18 protein-coding genes are annotated in these 17,677 nt (G+C 73.3%); 2 read left to right on the top strand and 16 right to left on the bottom strand.

Annotated elements, in window-relative coordinates; translation table 11 throughout:
• Nucleotides 1–317: 317 nt before the first annotated feature.
• Nucleotides 318–773 carry a hypothetical protein gene (locus OO57_RS39090; protein WP_051776521.1) on the bottom strand — a complete coding sequence of 152 codons (456 nt, stop codon included), beginning with the start codon at nucleotides 771–773 and terminating at the stop codon, nucleotides 318–320.
• Between the two features lie 190 nt (nucleotides 774–963).
• Between OO57_RS39090 and mug the strand changes: the two genes are divergently transcribed.
• Entirely contained in the window at nucleotides 964–1,551 is a 588-nt protein-coding gene (gene mug, locus OO57_RS04005) for a G/U mismatch-specific DNA glycosylase (RefSeq protein WP_033250946.1), read from the top strand.
• Between the two features lie 79 nt (nucleotides 1,552–1,630).
• Nucleotides 1,631–3,007: a GH1 family beta-glucosidase gene (locus OO57_RS04000; RefSeq protein WP_033250865.1), complete on the top strand. Its 1,377-nt coding sequence runs from the start codon at nucleotides 1,631–1,633 to the stop codon at nucleotides 3,005–3,007.
• Here the strand turns inward: OO57_RS04000 and OO57_RS03995 are convergent.
• From OO57_RS03995 to OO57_RS03925, 15 genes are all read right to left on the bottom strand, one after another.
• Nucleotides 2,989–3,759 carry an aminoglycoside phosphotransferase family protein gene (locus tag OO57_RS03995; RefSeq protein WP_199811191.1) on the bottom strand — a complete coding sequence of 257 codons (771 nt, stop codon included), beginning with the start codon at nucleotides 3,757–3,759 and terminating at the stop codon, nucleotides 2,989–2,991. The two genes, OO57_RS04000 and OO57_RS03995, sit on opposite strands and share 19 nt — an antisense overlap.
• A gap of 99 nt (nucleotides 3,760–3,858) precedes the next feature.
• The gene (locus OO57_RS03990; protein WP_033250864.1) at nucleotides 3,859–4,260 is read right to left on the bottom strand and encodes a YccF domain-containing protein; all 402 of its coding nucleotides are present in this window, start codon (nucleotides 4,258–4,260) and stop codon (nucleotides 3,859–3,861) included.
• 197 nt (nucleotides 4,261–4,457) lie between these two features.
• The gene (locus OO57_RS03985) at nucleotides 4,458–4,874 is read right to left on the bottom strand and encodes an SHOCT domain-containing protein (protein WP_033250863.1); all 417 of its coding nucleotides are present in this window, start codon (nucleotides 4,872–4,874) and stop codon (nucleotides 4,458–4,460) included.
• A gap of 151 nt (nucleotides 4,875–5,025) precedes the next feature.
• Complete coding sequence (ctaD, locus tag OO57_RS03980; RefSeq protein WP_051776559.1) at nucleotides 5,026–6,750, bottom strand: cytochrome c oxidase subunit I; 1,725 nt, start codon at nucleotides 6,748–6,750, stop codon at nucleotides 5,026–5,028.
• 139 nt (nucleotides 6,751–6,889) lie between these two features.
• Nucleotides 6,890–7,747 carry a zinc metalloprotease HtpX gene (gene htpX, locus OO57_RS03975; protein WP_033250862.1) on the bottom strand — a complete coding sequence of 286 codons (858 nt, stop codon included), beginning with the start codon at nucleotides 7,745–7,747 and terminating at the stop codon, nucleotides 6,890–6,892.
• Between the two features lie 106 nt (nucleotides 7,748–7,853).
• Nucleotides 7,854–9,407, bottom strand: coding sequence for an NADH-quinone oxidoreductase subunit N (locus tag OO57_RS03970; protein ID WP_051776557.1), 1,554 nt, complete (start codon nucleotides 9,405–9,407; stop codon nucleotides 7,854–7,856).
• Nucleotides 9,408–9,441: 34 nt separating this feature from the next.
• Complete coding sequence (locus OO57_RS03965; RefSeq protein ID WP_033250861.1) at nucleotides 9,442–10,968, bottom strand: complex I subunit 4 family protein; 1,527 nt, start codon at nucleotides 10,966–10,968, stop codon at nucleotides 9,442–9,444.
• A gap of 43 nt (nucleotides 10,969–11,011) precedes the next feature.
• Nucleotides 11,012–12,964 (bottom strand): NADH-quinone oxidoreductase subunit L, encoded by a 1,953-nt coding sequence (locus tag OO57_RS03960; protein ID WP_033250860.1) that lies wholly within the window; start codon nucleotides 12,962–12,964, stop codon nucleotides 11,012–11,014.
• A complete protein-coding gene (nuoK, locus tag OO57_RS03955; RefSeq protein WP_033250859.1) occupies nucleotides 12,961–13,311 on the bottom strand; it encodes an NADH-quinone oxidoreductase subunit NuoK in 351 nt (116 codons plus the stop codon). The genes OO57_RS03960 and nuoK overlap by 4 nt, the downstream gene beginning before the upstream one ends.
• Before the next feature lies 1 nt (nucleotide 13,312).
• Nucleotides 13,313–13,951 carry an NADH-quinone oxidoreductase subunit J gene (locus OO57_RS03950; protein WP_051776519.1) on the bottom strand — a complete coding sequence of 213 codons (639 nt, stop codon included), beginning with the start codon at nucleotides 13,949–13,951 and terminating at the stop codon, nucleotides 13,313–13,315.
• Nucleotides 13,948–14,529: a NuoI/complex I 23 kDa subunit family protein gene (locus tag OO57_RS03945; protein ID WP_033250858.1), complete on the bottom strand. Its 582-nt coding sequence runs from the start codon at nucleotides 14,527–14,529 to the stop codon at nucleotides 13,948–13,950. Before OO57_RS03945 ends, OO57_RS03950 begins: the two co-directional genes overlap by 4 nt.
• Nucleotides 14,529–15,488 (bottom strand): complex I subunit 1/NuoH family protein, encoded by a 960-nt coding sequence (locus OO57_RS03940; RefSeq protein WP_033250857.1) that lies wholly within the window; start codon nucleotides 15,486–15,488, stop codon nucleotides 14,529–14,531. Before OO57_RS03940 ends, OO57_RS03945 begins: the two co-directional genes overlap by 1 nt.
• Nucleotides 15,485–16,513 carry an NADH-quinone oxidoreductase subunit C gene (locus OO57_RS03935; RefSeq protein WP_081973440.1) on the bottom strand — a complete coding sequence of 343 codons (1,029 nt, stop codon included), beginning with the start codon at nucleotides 16,511–16,513 and terminating at the stop codon, nucleotides 15,485–15,487. Before OO57_RS03935 ends, OO57_RS03940 begins: the two co-directional genes overlap by 4 nt.
• On the bottom strand, nucleotides 16,510–17,148 hold the full coding sequence (locus OO57_RS03930) for an NADH-quinone oxidoreductase subunit B (RefSeq protein WP_033250856.1): 639 nt from the start codon (nucleotides 17,146–17,148) through the stop codon (nucleotides 16,510–16,512). The genes OO57_RS03935 and OO57_RS03930 overlap by 4 nt, the downstream gene beginning before the upstream one ends.
• Nucleotides 17,139–17,546, bottom strand: a complete 408-nt coding sequence (locus OO57_RS03925) for an NADH-quinone oxidoreductase subunit A (protein ID WP_033250855.1) — start codon at nucleotides 17,544–17,546, stop codon at nucleotides 17,139–17,141. Before OO57_RS03925 ends, OO57_RS03930 begins: the two co-directional genes overlap by 10 nt.
• Nucleotides 17,547–17,677 lie beyond the last annotated feature (131 nt).

Raw genomic sequence — 17,677 nt, 5'->3', positions numbered from 1 at the left:
CACCCCCGGTGCGCCTTGGGAACAGCATCAACCGAGGCGCCTGCGGCGCCACCTTCAGAAGTGTCGGTACGGGCCACCAAGGGCACATCCAGGGCACATGGGGGCGGAAAACCGCGCTGATCAGTGAAAACTCGCGACAAGAGTTTTCCCAGGTCAGCGCCATGATCGCCGCAAAACCGCAGGTCAGCGCAGCGCTCGTGCAGTACGTCAACTACCGCTGAGCCCAGGGGCCGGCGGGTTCCGCGCGGGAGGGCGCACCGGGAGCGGTGCGCCCTCCGGCGTGTCCGGGCCCGGGCGGTGCGCGGCCCGGCGCCCGGTCAGTCCTCGGCGGACCCGGCGGGCCCGGTGGAGCGGCGGCGGTGCGCGTCGACGGCGGCGGCGATCGCCGGGGCGGTGGCGTCGGTGGCGCCGAGGGTGCGCAGGACGCGGTCGATCGGGGCGCCGTCGGCGGGGGTGAGCGGGCCGAGGACGATCCGGCCGTCGTACCAGAGGGCGGCGCGCCGTCCGCCGGGGTGCTCGTCGTCGGACTCGGTGTAGGCGATGGGGGTGGCCTTGGACCAGCCCGCGATGCGCAGGGCGAATCCGGAGGGGAACCGCTTGAAGCCGAAGTCTGGCGTGTTGGAGGGGTGTTGGAGCGCGTCGTGGAGCTCGTCGGTCATCGGGACGAGCGCCAGGCCGTGCGGCAGGAGTGCGGAGCGCGCGAGCGGGACCTCGGCCGTCACCACGGCGATCAGTTCCTCGGCTGCGATCAGCGCGTTCAGTTCGTATGGCACCGCCCCATTCTCCGCCCGGGAAGTCATCAGGTCAGGAAAACAATCGAACTGACTATCCAACCGATATGCCGGACATCGGCCGCACCGCCTCCGAGCTGCCGGAACGGCCTTTCGGAGCAGTGAACTCGAAATCGGTTCGCAGGCGCCCGGTGGCGTTCGCGCGCCCGCCGGGTACGGCAGAGTGGGCGGGGTGACCCGCACCCCGCCGCAGCGCCCGGCCACCGGCGCCAGGCCCACGCCCGAACAGCTCGCCGCCGCCCAGGACGCCACCATCGAGGACGTGGCCGCGCCCGGCCTCCGGGTGCTGTTCTGCGGGATCAATCCGGGCCTGTGGTCGGGCGCCACCGGGCAGCACTTCGCCCGTCCGGGCAACCGGTTCTGGCCCGCCCTGCACCGCTCGGGGTTCACCCCCCGGCAGCTGCGGCCGGCCGAGCAGCGGGAGCTGCTCGACTTCGGACTGGGCATCACCAACGTGGTGGCGCGGACCACCGCGAAGGCGGCCGAGCTGACCGCCGAGGAGTACCGGGAGGGCGGGCTGGCGCTGGCGGCGCGAGTGCGGCGGCTGCGGCCGCGGGTACTGGCGGTGCTGGGGATCGGGGCGTACCGGGCGGCGTTCGGTCGGCCGCGGGCGGCGGTCGGACCGCAGCCGGAGCCGATCGGCGGCACCGAGGTGTGGCTGCTGCCGAACCCGAGCGGGCTGAACGCGCACTACACGCTGGACGGGCTCGCGGCCGAGTTCCGGGCCCTGCGCGAGCACCTGGAGCGCGAGGAAGAATAAAGCAATCGTTTAGTCAAATGTCGTTCAGGAGGTGAGTACGGGCTGTTCGTGAGTGCTTTCTACGGTTGAGAATCACTCCATGGCCGAACTCTCCTTCCCGCCCGGTTTCGTCTTCGGCGCCGGCACCGCCGCCTTCCAGGTCGAGGGCGCCACCCGCGCCGACGGCCGCGGCCCGTCGATCTGGGACGCCTTCTGCGCCGAACCGGGCCGGGTCGCGGGCGGCGACACCGGGGAGCCCGCCTGCGAGCACTACCGGCGCTGGCCGCAGGACGTCGAGCTGCTGCGGCGGCTCGGCGTCGGCTCGTACCGCTTCTCGGTGTCCTGGCCGCGGGTGCTGCCCGCGGGCGGCGGGGCGGTGAACCGGGCGGGGCTGGACTTCTACTCGCGGCTGGTGGACGGGCTGCTGGCGGCCGGGATCGAGCCCGCGGTGACGCTCTACCACTGGGACCTGCCGCAGCCGCTGGAGGACGGCGGCGGCTGGCGGGCCCGGGAGACGGCGCACCGCTTCGCGGAGTACGCGGCGGTGGTGGCGGGGGCGCTGGCGGACCGGGTGCCGCGCTGGACCACCCTCAACGAGCCCTGGTGCAGCGCCTTCCTCGGCTACGGCAACGGCGTGCACGCCCCGGGGGTGCGCTCGGGGACGCCCGCCCTGGCCGCCGCCCACCACCTGCTGCTCGGGCACGGCCTGGCGATGGGCGCGCTGCGCGCGGCCGGGGTCCGGGAGGCCGGGATCACCCTCAACCTGGACCACGTCACCCCCGCCACCCCGGCCGACGCCCCCGCCGCGCTGCGCGCCCGCACCCAGCGCAACCTGGTGTGGACGGAGCCGCTGCTGCGCGGCCGCTACCCGGCCTCGGAGGCGGACACCTGGGGCGAGCTGATCGAGCGCCAGGACTTCCGGCGCGACGGCGACCTGCCGCTGATCGCGGCCCCGCTGGACTTCCTGGGCGTGAACTACTACACCCCGGCGACCGTCCGCACCGCCCCGCACCGGGAGCCCGACTCGGCCCGGCGGGACGCCACCGACAACCGCTTCGCGCACGTCCGCGACCCGCACGCCCGGCACACCGCGATGGACTGGGCGGTCGCCCCGGACACCCTGCGCGCCCTGCTGGTCGACCTGCACGAGGAGTACGGCCCGGCGCTGCCGCCGCTGTTCGTCACCGAGAACGGCTCCGCCGAGGACGACGCCCCGGGCCCGGACGGCGTGGTGCACGACGCCGACCGGACCGCCTACCTGGACGGCCACCTGCGGGCGGTGGCCGGGGCGCTGGCGGCGGGGGTGGACGTGCGCGGCTACTACGTCTGGTCGCTGCTGGACAACTTCGAGTGGACGTACGGCTACGGCAAGCGCTTCGGGGTGGTGCACGTGGACTACGCCACCCAGCGGCGCACCCCGAAGGACTCGTACCACTGGTACCGCGAGCTGATCTCCCGTCACTCCGCCAGGAGTTGAGCCTCGAACCGGGCGCGCTCGCGCAGCACGTACGCGGCGTCGGAGAGGTACATCAGGTGGTGCCCGTCGGCCAGGTGCGAGGCGAACGCGGCGCTCCCGGCGGCGGCCTCGGCCCGCATGCGCGCGACCAGGGCGTGCAGCCGGACCCCGATCGCGTCGACCAGGCCCGCCCGGTCGGCCCGGCCGAGGCCGTACGCGTCGCAGAACTCCCGTACGCGGACGGCCTGTTCGTCGGGGGTGCCGAAGCCGTCGGCGTTGCCGGGGGCGGTGGTGGGCGCCCAGCGGTAGGCGGCGTAGGCGACGTCCCACAGCCGGGGGCCGGGGTGGGCGGTGTCGAAGTCGAGGACGCCGACCACGCGTTCGCCGTCCAGCACGCAGTTGTGCGGGGCGTAGTCGCCGTGGCAGACCACCTCGGCGGGCTCGCGGGCGGGCAGCATCCAGCCCTCGGCGGTGTAGCCCGCCGTGGCGTCGTGGTAGGCCCGCAGCAGGCGGGCCGCGCCGAGCAGGGCCGTGCGGGAGGCGGCCGCCGGGCCGGGCGGGTAGTCGGAGACCTCGCCGGGCAGGAAGTCCAGCACCTCCCGCCCGTCCGCGGCCAGGCCGTGGAACCGCGGCCCCGCCGTGAACCCGGCCGCCCGCACGTGCGCCAGCAGCCCGTGCACGGCCGGAGACCACGGCCCGGTCGGCCGCAGCACCCGGTCGCCGCGGCGCTCCACCCGGTTGACCCCGCCGGCCATGATCTCGCCGTCCACCACGCACCGCTCCTCGACGTCCGGACCCGACCCGGACGGTTCTACCCCGGACGGCGCCGGGGGGCGAGCCGTTTTCCCCGCCCCCGGTCGGCCCTCCCCCGGTCAGCGGCTGCCGAAGCCCTGGTCGGTGGAGACCACGTCGCGGCCGAGCGGGGTCAGCGAGATCGGGACCATCTTGAGGTTGGCCCAGCCGAACGGGATGCCGATGATCGACAGGAACAGCGGGATGCTGGTGACGATGTGCCCGAGCGCCAGCCACCAGCCCGCGAGCACCAGCCAGAGCACGTTGCCGACGCAGGACGGCGCGCCCGCGTCGTCCCGGACGACGGTGGTGCGGCCGAAGGGCCAGAGCATGAAGCCCGCGAGGCGGAAGGACGCGATGCCGAACGGGATCGTGACGATCAGGACGAAGCAGACGATCCCGGCGACCGCGTAGCCGATCGCCATCCACAGGCCGCAGAACAGCAGCCAGATGACGTTGAGCAGGAAGTTGACCAGCTTCATGCCTTCCAGGCTCGCACACCGGCGGCGGAAGGGTCAGGTGGCGGCGCCCCCTTGTGGCAGGGGTGTGACGCGGGCGGGGCCGGGGCGGGGCGGACGGGGCGGGAGTGACTGAGGGGCGGTCAGGTCCGGGCCCGCCCGCCACGACGACGGGAGGCCCACCGCGGTGGCGGGCCTCCCGTCGTCGTGGCGGGCGGGTGTCAGGCGAGCAGCTTGTCCTTGGCCCGCTGGTACTCCTCCGCGGAGAGCGCGCCGCTGTTCTTGAGCTCGGCCAGCCTCGCCAGGTCCTCCACGTGGCTGCCGGAGGCGCCGCCGCCCGAGGAGCCGCCGCCGCTGCCCGCCGCCTTGCGGACGTAGTCCTGGAACGCCGCGTCGGCCCTCCTGGCCTGGTCGGCGTCCCGCTGCTGCATCGAGCCGCCGCGGGCGATCAGGTAGACCAGCACGCCCAGGAACGGCAGCAGGATCACGAAGATCGTCCACCCGGCCTTGCCCCAGCCGCCCATGTCGTCGCTGCGGAAGATGTCGGTGATGATCTTGAACAGCAGGAAGAACCAGAGGATCCAGAGGAACAGCTCCAGCATCGTCCAGAAGATGTCGAGCAGCGGATAGTTGTCCATGACGCTCCGATCCCGCACGCAGTCAGACGGAACGTCCCCGCGCCTCTAACGGCGTAGGGACGAAACGATTCCTATCACTGCAAAACGGACACCGCACGTCGAGCGCGGCGCCGGTGCGACCTCGCTGCGGCGCTACTGCGGCGCTGCTGGGTCAGTGCGGGTCGGACAGCGGCCGGTCGTTCTGCAGCCGGTCGAACTCGGCGATGTCGGGGTGGTGCAGGTCGAAGGCGGGCGACTCGGAGCGGATCCGCGGCAGGGTGGTGAAGTTGTGCCGCGGCGGCGGGCAGGAGGTCGCCCACTCCAGCGAGCGGCCGTAGCCCCAGGGGTCGTCGACGTCGACCTTCGGTGCGTACTTGGCGGTCTTCCAGACGTTGTAGAGGAACGGCAGGGTGGACAGGCCGAGCAGGAACGAGCCGATGGTGGAGACGGTGTTGAGGGCGGTGAACCCGTCCGAGGCCAGGTAGTCGGCGTAGCGGCGCGGCATGCCCTCGGCGCCCAGCCAGTGCTGGACCAGGAAGGTGGTGTGGAAGCCGACGAACAGCGTCCAGAAGTGGATCCGGCCGAGGCGCTCGTCCAGCATCCGCCCGGTCATCTTCGGCCACCAGAAGTAGAAGCCGGCGAACATCGCGAAGACCACCGTCCCGAACACCACGTAGTGGAAGTGCGCGACGACGAAGTACGAGTCGGAGACGTGGAAGTCGATCGGCGGCGAGGCCAGCAGCACGCCGGTCAGGCCGCCGAACAGGAAGGTCACCAGGAAGCCGATCGACCAGAGCATCGGCGTCTCGAAGCTCAGCGAGCCGCGCCACATGGTGCCGACCCAGTTGAAGAACTTCACGCCCGTCGGCACCGCGATCAGGAAGGTCATGAACGAGAAGAAGGGCAGCAGCACCTGCCCGGTCACGAACATGTGGTGCGCCCAGACGGTGACGGACAGGCCGGCGATGGCGATGGTCGCGGCGATCAGGCCGGAGTAGCCGAACACCGGCTTGCGGGAGAACACCGGGAGGATCTCGGTGACGATGCCGAAGAACGGCAGCGCGATGATGTACACCTCCGGATGGCCGAAGAACCAGAACAGGTGCTGCCACAGGATCGGCCCGCCGTTGGCCGGGTCGAAGACGTGCGCGCCGAACTTGCGGTCCGCCTCCAGGCAGAGCAGCGCCCCGGCCAGCACCGGGAAGGCCATCAGCACCAGGATCGAGGTCAGCAGCACGTTCCAGGTGAAGATCGACATCCGGAACATCGTCATGCCGGGTGCCCGCAGGCAGACGATCGTGGTGACGAAGTTGACCGAGCCGAGGATGGTGCCGAAGCCGGAGAACGCCAGGCCCATGATCCACATGTCGGCGCCGACGCCCGGCGAGTGCACCGCGTCGTTCAGCGGCGCGTAGGCGAACCAGCCGAAGTCGGCCGCGCCCTGCGGGGTGAGGAAGCCGCCCACCGCGATCAGCGAGCCGAACAGGTACAGCCAGTACGCGAAGGCGTTCAGCCGGGGGAAGGCGACGTCGGGGGCACCGATGTGCAGCGGCATGAACCAGTTCGCGAAGCCCGCGAACAGCGGGGTGGCGAACATCAGCAGCATGATCGTGCCGTGCATGGTGAACGCCTGGTTGAACTGCTCGTTCGACAGGATCTGCGTCCCCGGGCGGGCCAGCTCGGCCCGCATGGCCAGGGCGAGCACGCCGCCGACCAGGAAGAACGCGAACGAGGTGACCAGGTAGAGGGTGCCGATCTGCTTGTGGTCGGTGGTGGTCAGCCACACCACCAGCGCCCGGCCCCGGCGCGGGCGGGAGGCCCGGCCGAAGCGGCGGCGCGGGGGCGGCTGCGGGACGGGCGGGCCGGACGGGCCCAGTTCGGCATCGCTGGGCAGCATGGTCACCGCACCGCACCTCCGGCCTCGGACTGGTCAGTGCGTTCAGCCCTACCAGCGGGGCGGGTGCGGTCGGCGGACGCTCGCCGGGCGGTCGCCCGAAGGGGTCAGCGCCCGAAGGGCCGACAGGCGGTCGGGCCGGTCAGCGCCCGGCCATCCGCTCCAGGCGGGCGATCCGCTCGCGCATCGGCGGGTGGGTGGAGAACAGCTTCGCGCCGCGCTCGCCGGGGCGGAACGGGTTGGCGATCATCATGTGGCTGGCGGTCTGCAACTTCGGCTCGGGCGGCAGCGGCAGCCGCTGGGTGCCCGCGTCGAGCTTGCGCAGGGCGCTGGCCAGGGCGAGCGGGTCGCCGGTGATCCGGGCCCCGTCGGCGTCCGCCTGGTACTCGCGGGAGCGGCTGACGGCCAGCTGGATCAGCCCGGCGGCGACCGGCCCCAGGATCATGATCGCCAGCATGCCGACCAGGCCCGGGCCGTCGTCGTCGTCCGAGCGCCCGACCGGGATCAGCCAGGCGAAGTTGACCAGGAACATCACCACCGAGGCGAGCGCCCCGGCGACCGAGGAGATCAGGATGTCCCGGTTGTAGACGTGGCTGAGCTCGTGGCCGAGGACGCCGCGCAGCTCGCGCTCGTCCAGCAGCTGCAGGATGCCGTCGGTGCAGCAGACCGCCGCGTTGCGCGGGTTGCGGCCGGTGGCGAAGGCGTTCGGCGCGGGGGTGGGCGAGATGTAGAGCCGGGGCATCGGCTGGCGGGCCGCGGTGGAGAGCTCGCGGACGATCCGGTACAGCTGCGGGGCCTCGATCTCGCTGACCGGGCGGGCCCGCATCGCGCGCAGCGCCAGCTTGTCGCTGTTCCAGTAGGCGTACGCGTTGGTGCCGACCGCGACCAGCAGGGCCACCAGCAGGCCGGTGCGGCCGAAGAAGCTGCCGATCACCAGGATCAGCGCGGACAGGCCGCCCAGCAGGACGGCCGTCCGCAATCCGTTGTGGTGGCTGTGCACTGCGGGGCCCTCCTGTGGTGCCGGTGGAAGCCGTGGAGCCGCTTCCCTCTGCCGGGATCAACGCGCCGAACCGCGCGGTTCGTTCCCCCCGGCATTCGACCACGGTTCAGAACAGGCTGCCCGACACCACCTGCAGCACCAGTTGCGGGGCCACCGAGAGCACCACCGCGCCGACCGCGGCCAGGCCCAGCGCGGCGCCCAGCGGAGCCGGGGTCCGGCGCGGGGCGACGGCCTCCCCGGGGGCCTCCCCGGTGGCCTCCCCCGCACCCTCTCCGGCGGCCGGGGCGAACAGCAGGGCGGTCCACTTCAGGTAGTAGGCGAGCGCGACCACCACGTTCACCGCCATCACCACGGCCAGCCAGCCCAGGCCCGCGTCCACGGCCGAGCGGAACACCACGACCTTGCCGAACAGGCCGACCACGCCCGGCGGCAGGCCCGCCAGGCAGAGCAGGAAGAACGCCAGCCCGAACGCCGCCCAGCGGTTGCGCCCGGCCAGGCCGCGGAAGCCGTCCAGCCGCCCGGAGCCGCCGACCAGCGCGACCGCGCCGAACGCGCCCAGGTTCACCAGGCCGTAGATCAGCGCGTACGCCACGGTCGCGCCCAGCGGCTCGGCCGTGCCCGCGTACCCGGCGGCGGCCAGCGGCACCAGCAGGTAGCCCGCCTGGCCGACCGAGGACCACGCCAGCAGCCGGACCGCCCCGTGCGGGGTGTCGGTGCGCTGGCGCAGCGCGGCCGCGTTGCCGAACGTCATGGTGAGCGCGGCGAGCACCGCCAGCACCAGGCCCCAGGTGTGGCCGTACGGGCGGAAGGCGAGCGTGGTGACCAGCGCGAGGCCGGACAGGCCGGCCGCCTTGCCGACCACCGAGAGGTAGCCGGCCACCGGCAGCGGGGCGCCGACGTACGTGTCGGGGACCCAGAAGTGGAACGGGACGGCGGCGGTCTTGAACGCGAAGCCGACCAGGGTGAGCACCGCGCCCGCCTCGGCGAGCGGCTTCAGCTGGCCGGGGGCGTGGGCCAGTCCGTCGGCGATGCCCTGGAGCTGGATCGTTCCGGCGGCGGCGTAGACGAAGCTGACGCCGAGCAGCATCACGGCGGTCGCGGTGACCGAGGAGAGGAAGAACTTGAGGGCGCTCTCCGCACCGCGGCCGTCCCGGCGCAGGCCGACCAGGGCGAACGCGGGCAGGGTGGCGACCTCCAGGGCGATCACCAGGGTGGCGAGGTCGCGGGCGGCGGGCAGCAGGGCGGCGCCGCAGGCGGAGGAGAGCAGCAGGAACCAGTACTCGCCGCCGGGGAGCTCCTCCGTCTCGACGGTGTGCAGGGAGAGCAGCACGGTCAGCAGCGCGCCGCCGAGGGCCAGCAGCTGGAAGGCGAGCGCGAAGTGGTCCGCGGTGTAGGAGCAGCCGCCGCCGGGGCTCTGGAAGCAGAAGGTCGAGCGGGTGTCGCCCAGCGCCAGGGGCAGCAGCGCGGCCAGCGCGGCGAGCAGCCCGGCGGCGCTCAGCCAGCCCAGCAGGCGCTTGCGGGCCTCGGGCAGGAACAGGTCGGTGACCAGGACGGCGAGGGCGGCGAGCGCGGCGATCAGCGGCGGGGCGACGGCCACCCAGTCGACGGACTGGATCAGGCCGCCCGGGTCGGCGACGGCGAGCGGCGTCAGCGGAGTCATGAGGGGCTGCCCCAGGTCGTGAGCGGTGGCCATGTCAGCCGCCTCCGAGGAGGTGCTTGACGGCCGGGTCGGAGAGGCCGAGGAGCAGGGCCGGCCACAGGCCCGCGAGCAGGGTGAGCGCGGCGAGCGGCGTCCAGCTGGCGGCCTCGTAGCCCTTGAGGTCGGGCAGGTCGGCGACCGGGGCGGGCTGCGCCGGGTCGCCCATGCAGACCCGCTTGACCACGATCAGCAGGTAGGCGGCGGTGAGCAGGGTGCCGAGGCCGGCCAGCACCATGTAGGTGACGAACGCGGGCCGGGAGAGCCCGGCGGCCGGGTCGAACGCGCCGTACATGGCGAGCAGTTCGCCCCAGAACCCGGCCAGGCCGGGCAGGCCGAGGCTGGCGACGGCGGCGAAGGCGAGCAGGGCGCCGATCCGCGGGGCGCGGCCGTAGAGGGCGGCGCCGGTGGCCCCGGCGAGGGTGTCGAGGTCGGCGGTGCCGTAGCGGTCCTTGACGGCGCCGACCACGAAGAACAGCAGGCCGGTGATCAGGCCGTGCGCGACGTTGGCGAACAGCGCGCCGTTCAGGCCGGTCGGGGTGAGCGAGGCGATGCCGAGCAGCACGAAGCCCATGTGGCCGACCGAGGAGTACGCGATCAGCCGCTTCAGGTCGCCCTTGGCGCCCTTGCGCGCGAGGGCGAGGCAGGCGAGCGAGCCGTAGACGATGCCGACGGCGGCGAACGCGCCCAGGTAGGGGGCGAAGGTCGCGGTGCCGTCGGGGACGATCGGCAGCAGGACGCGGACCAGGCCGTAGGTGCCCATCTTGAGCATCACGCCGGCCAGCAGCACCGAGCCCGCGGTGGGGGCGGCGGTGTGCGCGTCGGGCAGCCAGGAGTGCAGCGGCCAGGCGGGGGCCTTCACGGCGAGGCCGACCAGGACCGCCAGCGCGGCGACCAGCTGGGTGGTGTGCGACAGGCCGGAGCCGTGCGCGTCGGCGAGCGCCACCATGTCGAACGTCCCGGCCTGGACGCCGATCAGCAGGAAGCCGAGCAGCATCACGGCGGAGCCGAGCAGGGTGTACAGGATGAACCGGTTCGCGGCCGCGACCTTCTGCCCGCTGCCCCAGCGCGCGATCAGGAAGTACATCGGGATCAGCACGATCTCGAAGGCCAGGAAGAACAGCACCAGGTCGAGCACCGCGAAGGTGGCCAGCATGCCGGTCTGCAGCAGGAGCAGCAGGCCGGTGAAGGCGCGGCCGCCGGGGCCCGCGGGGAGTTTCCGCACCGAGTAGAGCGCGCACAGGAAGGTGAGCAGCGCGGTGAGGACGAGCAGCGGCAGCGAGATGCCGTCGACGCCGAGGTGCAGGCGGACGTCCAGCGCGGGGATCCAGGAGACGTCGGTGACGGCCTGCATCCGGCCGGGGTCGTCGTGGTCGAAGCCCGCGGCGAGGACGACCGACAGCAGCAGGGTGCCGCCGGTGACGGTGGTGCCGAGGCGCAGCGCCTGCCGGTCGCCGATCGGGGCGAGCATCAGGGCGGCGCCGAGCAGCGGCAGGGCCAGGAGGGCGATGAGGACCGCGTTCATCGGGGGCTCCAAGGGCGTGCCGGGACGGGGAGGTGAGGATGGTTCATGAACCGACCGCCACCAGGACGGCGAGCAGGACGGCCCCGGCCAGCAGCGCGCTCAGGTAGCCCTGGGCGTTGCCGGTCTGGGCGAAGCGCACGGCGCGGCCGATCCAGCCGGGCGCGGCGCCGGCGCCGCGGACGTACGTCTCGACCACGGCGCGGTCCAGGAAGCGGACCAGCTTCGCGGCGGCCGCGGTGGGCCGGACGAACAGGGCGCTGTAGAGCCGGTCGACGCCGAAGCCGTGCTGGGCGGGCCCGTGCAGCGGGCCGAGCAGCAGGCGGCCGGGGTCGGTGGCGGGCTGCCCGTCGGCGGCCCGGGCGCTGGCCGCGCGCCAGGCGGCGTAGGCGATCACGATGCCGGCCAGGGCGGCGCCGGTGCCCAGGACCACGGTCTCGAGGCCGGGGCGCAGCGGTGCGCCGTCGAGCAGGCGGGGCAGCCACTCGGAGCGCAGCCCGAGCAGGCCGAAGCCCATGCTGGGCACGGCCAGCACCCACAGCGTCCAGCGCATCGCGGCGGGTTCGTCGTGGGCCGGGTCGGCCTCGTCGACCTCCGGGGAGTACGGGGCGTCGGCGTCGGCGGGGGCGACCGGCTTCGCGTGGAAGGCGACCAGCCAGAGCCGGGTGGCGTACGCGGCGGTGAGCAGCGCGGTGACCAGCCCGGCGACCAGGACGGTCCAGCCCGCCGCGGCGGGGACGGCCGAGGCGGGGCCGAGGTGGCCGGTGAGGGCCTCGCCGTGGGCGGCGTGCTCGGCGGCGGTGAGCACGGACTCCTTGGAGAAGAAGCCCGCGAACGGCGGCAGGCCGACCAGGGCGACCAGGCCGATGCCCATCGTCCAGTAGGCGTCGGGGACGCGGCGGCGCAGGCCGTCGATCCGGGACATGGCGCTGATCGAGTTGGTGTGCGCGGCGTGGATGACCACGCCCGCGGTGAGGAACAGCAGGGCCTTGAACGCGCCGTGCGCGACCAGGTGGAACACCGCGGCCTGCCGGTCGCCGGAGGCCAGCGCCCCGGCCATGTAGCCGAGCTGGCCGACCGTCGAGTAGGCGAGGACGCGCTTGAGGTCGTCCTGGGCGAGCGCGCACAGCGCGGAGCCGACCATGGTGACGGCGGCCATCACGGCCAGCACCAGCAGGGCGGCGGAGGAGAGCAGGAAGACCGGCAGCAGCCGGGCGACCAGGTAGATGCCCGCGGCGACCATGGTGGCGGCGTGGATCAGCGCGGAGACCGGGGTCGGGCCGGCCATCGCGTCCGGGAGCCAGGTGTGCAGCGGGAACTGGGCGCTCTTGCCCGCGACGCCCGCGAGCAGCAGCAGGGCGATCAGGGTGGGGTGCTGGAGGCCGCCGGTGGCGGCGGTGTGCAGCACCTCGGTGATCCGGAAGCTGCCCGCGTCCGCGCCGAGCAGGAACAGGCCGAACAGGAACGGCACGTCACCGAGCTTGGTGACCAGGAAGGCCTTCAGCGAGGCGGCGCGGGCGTCGGCGCCCTCCCAGTGGTGGCCGATCAGGAAGTACGAGCAGATGCCCATCACCTCCCAGCCGACCAGCAGCACGATCAGGTCGCCGGAGTAGACGACCAGGAACATCGCGGCGGTGAACAGCGAGACCAGGGCCGCGTACGAGGGGTAGCGCGGGTCGTCCTTCAGGTACGCGGTCGAGTAGACCTGCACGCAGGTGGCGACCAGGCCGACCAGCACCGAGATCAGCGAGGAGAAGCCGTCCAGGTGCAGGGCGAGCGAGATCTCGGGGCCGCCGGTGGGGGCGAGCCGGGTGGCGGCGTCCAGGGTGGTGCCGGTGCCCAGCTGGAGGGCGGTGACCAGGGCCAGCACGGCGGAGACCGCGACCGGCAGCACCGCCAGCGGGCGGGCCAGGCCGGGGTACCGGCGGCCGGTGGCGAGGCCCGCGGCGGCACCGAGCGCGGGCAGCACGGGGACGAGGATCGGCAGCGCGAGGTTCATGCGGCGGCCTGCTCCTTCGCGTGGTCGTCGGCCGCCTCGTGACGGTCGCCGAGCGCGGTGACCTCGTCGACGGCGGCGGTGCGGCGGGTGCGGTAGACCAGCAGCACGATGGCCAGGCCGAGGCCGATCTCGGCGGCGGCGATGGTGATGGTGAACAGGGTGAGCGCCTGTCCGGCGTGCAGGGCGTCGCGCAGCCAGACGTCGAAGGCGACCAGGTTGAGGTTGACGGCGTTGAGCATCAGCTCGACCGACATCAGCACCAGGATGACGTTGCGCCGGGCGAGCACGCCGTACACGCCGACGCTGAACAGCAGCACGGCGAGGACGGCGGGGTAGGCGAGGTGCACGTCAGCGCTCCTTCGGCTTCGTCGGGGCGGCGGACGGCCTGCCGGTGCGCAGCTTGCCCGCGCGCGGCCTGGCGTCCGTGCCCCCGTCCTTGCTGCGGGACAGCACGATCGCGCCGACCAGGGCGGCGAGCAGCAGCACCGACAGCGCCTCGAACGGCAGCACCCAGTGCGAGAACAGGTACTCGCCGGTCAGCCGGGTGGTGCCGGCCGCGCCGGACAGGTCGATCCAGGACGAGCGGAACGCGTCGACGACCAGGGTGACCAGGGTCGCGGCGGAGGCGGCGCCGACCGCGAGCGCGGCCGGGCGGTTGCCGGAGTCGGCCTCCGGGGAGCGGCCGATCGGGGCGCGGGTCAGCATCAGGCCGAACAGCACCAGCACGACCACCGAGCCCAGGTACACCAGCACCTGCACCCAGGCCACGAACTCGGCCGTCAGCAGCAGGAACTCGACCGCGAGCCCGCCCAGCGCGACCACCAGCCACAGCGCGGCGTGCACCAGCTGCCGGGTCGTCACCGAGACGACGGCCGCGCCGAGCACGAGCACACCGACCAGCAGGAAGACGATCTCCTGCCCGGTCGGCGAGAGGTACGAGCGCGCGGCGGGCTCCAGCGAGCCCGCCGCGGCCAGCAGGGTGCTCAACTCTCCCCACCCTCCTCGGCGGTGGCGGCCTCGGCCGCTGCCGCGGCAGCGGCGGCGGCGGCGGCGGCCAGCTTGTCGGCGGCCTTGCGGGCCATGGCGATCTCCTTGGGCTCCTCCGCCGCGGGGTCGTGCGCGGGCGGCGGCGGGACGGTCCACATCCACTCGCGCAGCCGCTCGCGCTCGTGGGTGAGCTCGCGGATGTCGGTCTCGGCGTACTCGAACTCCGGGGACCAGAACAGCGCGTCGAACGGGCACACCTCGACGCAGATCCCGCAGTACATGCAGAGCGAGAAGTCGATCGCGAAGCGGTCCAGCACGTTGCGGGTGCGGGCGCGGGCGTTCGGGTCGGCGGCGGGCAGCGTCTCCTTGTGGGAGTCGATGTAGATGCACCAGTCCGGGCACTCGCGGGCGCACAGCATGCAGACCGTGCAGTTCTCCTCCAGCAGCGCGATCACCCCGCGGGTGCGCGGCGGCAGGTCGGGCTGCACGTCGGGGTACTGCGCGGTGACGGTCTTCCGCATCATCGTGCGCATGGTGACGGCCAGGCCCTTGGCCAGGCCGGAGCCGGGAATTCCCATTACGAGATCGCCACCTTGATGATGCCGGTCAGGGCGAGCTGGGCCAGCGCCAGCGGGATCAGCACCGTCCACGCGAAGCGCATCAGCTGGTCCTCGCGCAGGCGCGGGTAGGTGACGCGCAGCCAGAGCACCACGAAGGCCAGCGCGAAGGTCTTCACCAGCGTCCAGAGCCAGCCGAGGTCGTCTTCGAACGGGCCGTGCCAGCCGCCCAGGAACAGCACGGTGGTCAGCCCGCAGAGCACCACGATGCCCGCGTACTCGGAGAGCAGGAACAGGGCGAAGCGCAGGCCGGTGTACTCGGTGAACGCACCGAAGATGATCTCCGAGTCGGCCACCGGCATGTCGAACGGCGGGCGCTGCAGCTCGGCCAGGCCGGCCGTGAAGAACACGAACGCGCCGATCAGCTGCCACGGCACCCACCACCAGTGGAAGGCGTCCACGATGCCCGGCAGCGAGACGGTGCCCGCCGCCATCGCCACCGAGGCCGCGGCCAGCAGCATCGGCAGCTCGTACGACATCAGCTGCGCGGCCGTGCGCAGCGCGCCCAGCAGCGAGAACTTGTTGGCCGACGCCCAGCCCGCCATCAGCGAGCCCAGCACGCCGATGCCCATCACGGCCAGCACGAAGAAGATGCCCGCGTCGACCACCTGGCCGACCATCCCGTCCGGCCCGACCGGGATCACTAGCAGCACCAGCAGGTACGGCAGCAGTGCGACGGCCGGGGCCAGTTGGAAGACCCTGCGGTCCGCACCGGCCGGGACGACGTTCTCCTTCTGGACGAACTTCACGCCGTCGGCGACCAGTTGCGCCCAGCCGTGGAAGCCGCCCGCGTACATCGGGCCGAGCCGGCCCTGCATGTGCGCCATCACCTTGTGCTCGGTCTGGCCGACCACCAGCGGCAGCACCAGGAACGCCACCAGCGTGCCGACGCAGCGCAGCAGCGTGTCGAGGAGGTTCACGCGCTGTCTCCGTCCTGCTGCTCGGCGGGCTGTTCGGCGGGCTGTTCGGTGGGCTGTTCCGGCTCGGGTCGCCCGGGCTGTTCCGGTCCGGGTCGTCCGGGCGCCGGTTGCTCGTCGTGCGCCGGGACGGGCGCGTGCCACGGGGCGTCGGCGGACCGGGTGCGGGCCGCGCGGCGCGGTGCCTCCGCCGGTTCGGCGGGTTCCGCGGCCTGGCTGACCGACCCCTCGCCGACGCTGCGGGTGCGGCGCGGCCGGTCGGCGCGGACGGGCGGGGCGTCGGCCTGGCCGGCGGGGCCCGCCTCCGCGCTGCGGGTGCGGCGCGGGCGCTCGGCCCCGGCGGCCGCACCGGCCCGGGCGGCGCCGCGGGCGGGGCGTTCGGCGACCGGCGGCAGGGTGCCCTTGAGCGGCCCCCACTCGTTCGGGTCGGGGACGCCGGCGGGCTGCATCTTGCGCCGGGCCGGGCCGCCGTGGTCGGCGGCCTCGCCGGGTTCCTTGGCGCCGGGCCAGTCCTTGGCGACCCGGGCGGCCAGCACGAAGTCCTTGCGCAGCGGGTGGCCCTCGAAGCCGTCCGGCAGCAGCAGCGTGGCGGGGTACGGGTGGCCCGGGAACTCGATGCCGAACATCTCCAGGGTCTCCCGCTCGTGCCAGGCGGCACCGGCGTACACCCCGACGGCGCTCGGCAGCACGGCCTTCTCGCGCGGCACCCGGGTGCGCAGCAGCAGCCTGCGCACGCCGCCGGGCCCGCCGACGGCGGCCAGGTGCGCGCAGACGGCGAAGCCCCGGTCGAGGTCGTCGACGGCGCTCAGCCAGTCCAGGAAGGCCAGGCCGAGGGTGTCGCGGGCGGCGGTGAGCGCCTCGGTCCAGTGCTCGGCGGGCACGTCGACGGTGAGCAGGTCGTACGCCTCGACGGCGGTCGCCCAGGGGCCGACCGCGGCGGCGGTCCGCTCGGCGGGCGTCGGCTCGGGCGCGGGCCCCGGGGTCTCCGGGGTTCCGGCCGACTCGGCGGGCTCGGCGGCGTCGCTCACTTCGTCCCCTCCCCGGTGGCGTCCGGCGCGGGCCGCAGCGGGCGGCGCAGCGCGTCGGCGGGCGCGGCGTAGCGCTGCGGGACGTCCTCGGCGGCGATCTTCTCCTGCAGCTTCAGGATGCCCTGGAGCAGCGCCTCGGGCCGGGGCGGGCAGCCGGGCACGTAGACGTCGACCGGGATGATCTGGTCGACGCCCTTGGTGACGGAGTACGAGTCCCAGTACGGGCCGCCGGAGTTGGCGCAGGCCCCGAAGGAGATGACGTACTTCGGTTCGGGCATCTGCTCGTACAGGCGCTTGACCGCGGGGGCCATCTTGTCGGTGACGGTGCCCGAGACGATCATCAGGTCGGCCTGGCGGGGGCCGGGCGCGAACGGGATGACACCCATCCGGATGAAGTCGTGCTTGGCCATCGACGCGGCGATGAACTCGATCGCGCAGCAGGCGAGTCCGAAGTTGAAGCACCAGAGGCTGTAGCGGCGGCCCCAGTTGAGCACCACCTTGACCGGGTCCGGCGCGAGCCGGGCCAGCGGGCCGAGGCGGCGCTGCTCGACGGCGGCGCCGGGGCGGGCCGGGTCGGGGATGCCGAGCGGGACGGGGCCGTTGCCGGGCGTCCCGTGCGAGTGCGTCACGTCCATTCCAGGACGCCCTTCTTCCAGGCGTAGAGCAGTCCGACCGCGAGGAAGCCGATGAAGACGAACATCTCCACCAGCGTGGCCGCCCCGAAGCCGGCGGCGGCGAACACCGTGGCCCACGGGAACAGGTAGATCGCGTCGACCGCGAAGATCACGTACAGGAAGGCGTAGACGTAGTACCGGATCTGGGTGTGCGCCCAGCCCTCGCCGACCGGGTCGACCCCGCACTCGTAGGCGAGCAGCTTCTCGGGGGTGTCGACCACCGGTCGCAGCAGGCGGTTCGCGGTGAACGACACCACGACGAAGAGGACACCGATGACCGCCAGCAGTCCGACCGCCGCGTAGGCGTCGAAGTAACCGCTGCCGGCGGCGGGGTCGGCAGCGAGCGGCTGCCACTCCATGGGTCACGCCCTTCTTCTTTGCCCGTCCATAACCATCGCTATCGCGGGAGTCTATGTGCACCGCTCGTTTACTCCTCCACCTGCCCGTCCTGCAAGACGGCCGACGGACTTCCGCCGGACACCGCGGGAAT

The organism is Kitasatospora phosalacinea (assembly GCF_000717185.1).
In the GTDB taxonomy this organism is placed as follows: domain Bacteria; phylum Actinomycetota; class Actinomycetes; order Streptomycetales; family Streptomycetaceae; genus Kitasatospora; species Kitasatospora phosalacinea_A.
Note: the sequence above shows the minus strand (reverse complement) of the source record. Positions and strands in the feature narration are given on the sequence as shown.

Bases quoted from the DNA above. Each gene is read 5' to 3' on its own strand.
- OO57_RS03930 (WP_033250856.1), bottom strand. From the start codon at position 17,148: ATGGACGTGACGCACTCGCACGGGACGCCCGGCAACGGCCCCGTCCCG.
- OO57_RS03985 (WP_033250863.1), bottom strand. From the start codon at position 4,874: ATGGACAACTATCCGCTGCTCGACATCTTCTGGACGATGCTGGAGCTG.
- OO57_RS03960 (WP_033250860.1), bottom strand. From the start codon at position 12,964: ATGAACCTCGCGCTGCCGATCCTCGTCCCCGTGCTGCCCGCGCTCGGT.
- OO57_RS03945 (WP_033250858.1), bottom strand. From the start codon at position 14,529: ATGGGAATTCCCGGCTCCGGCCTGGCCAAGGGCCTGGCCGTCACCATG.
- OO57_RS03965 (WP_033250861.1), bottom strand. From the start codon at position 10,968: ATGAACGCGGTCCTCATCGCCCTCCTGGCCCTGCCGCTGCTCGGCGCC.
- OO57_RS04000 (WP_033250865.1), top strand. From the start codon at position 1,631: ATGGCCGAACTCTCCTTCCCGCCCGGTTTCGTCTTCGGCGCCGGCACC.
- ctaD (WP_051776559.1), bottom strand. From the start codon at position 6,750: ATGCTGCCCAGCGATGCCGAACTGGGCCCGTCCGGCCCGCCCGTCCCG.
- OO57_RS03970 (WP_051776557.1), bottom strand. From the start codon at position 9,407: ATGACTCCGCTGACGCCGCTCGCCGTCGCCGACCCGGGCGGCCTGATC.
- OO57_RS03990 (WP_033250864.1), bottom strand. From the start codon at position 4,260: ATGAAGCTGGTCAACTTCCTGCTCAACGTCATCTGGCTGCTGTTCTGC.
- OO57_RS03925 (WP_033250855.1), bottom strand. From the start codon at position 17,546: ATGGAGTGGCAGCCGCTCGCTGCCGACCCCGCCGCCGGCAGCGGTTAC.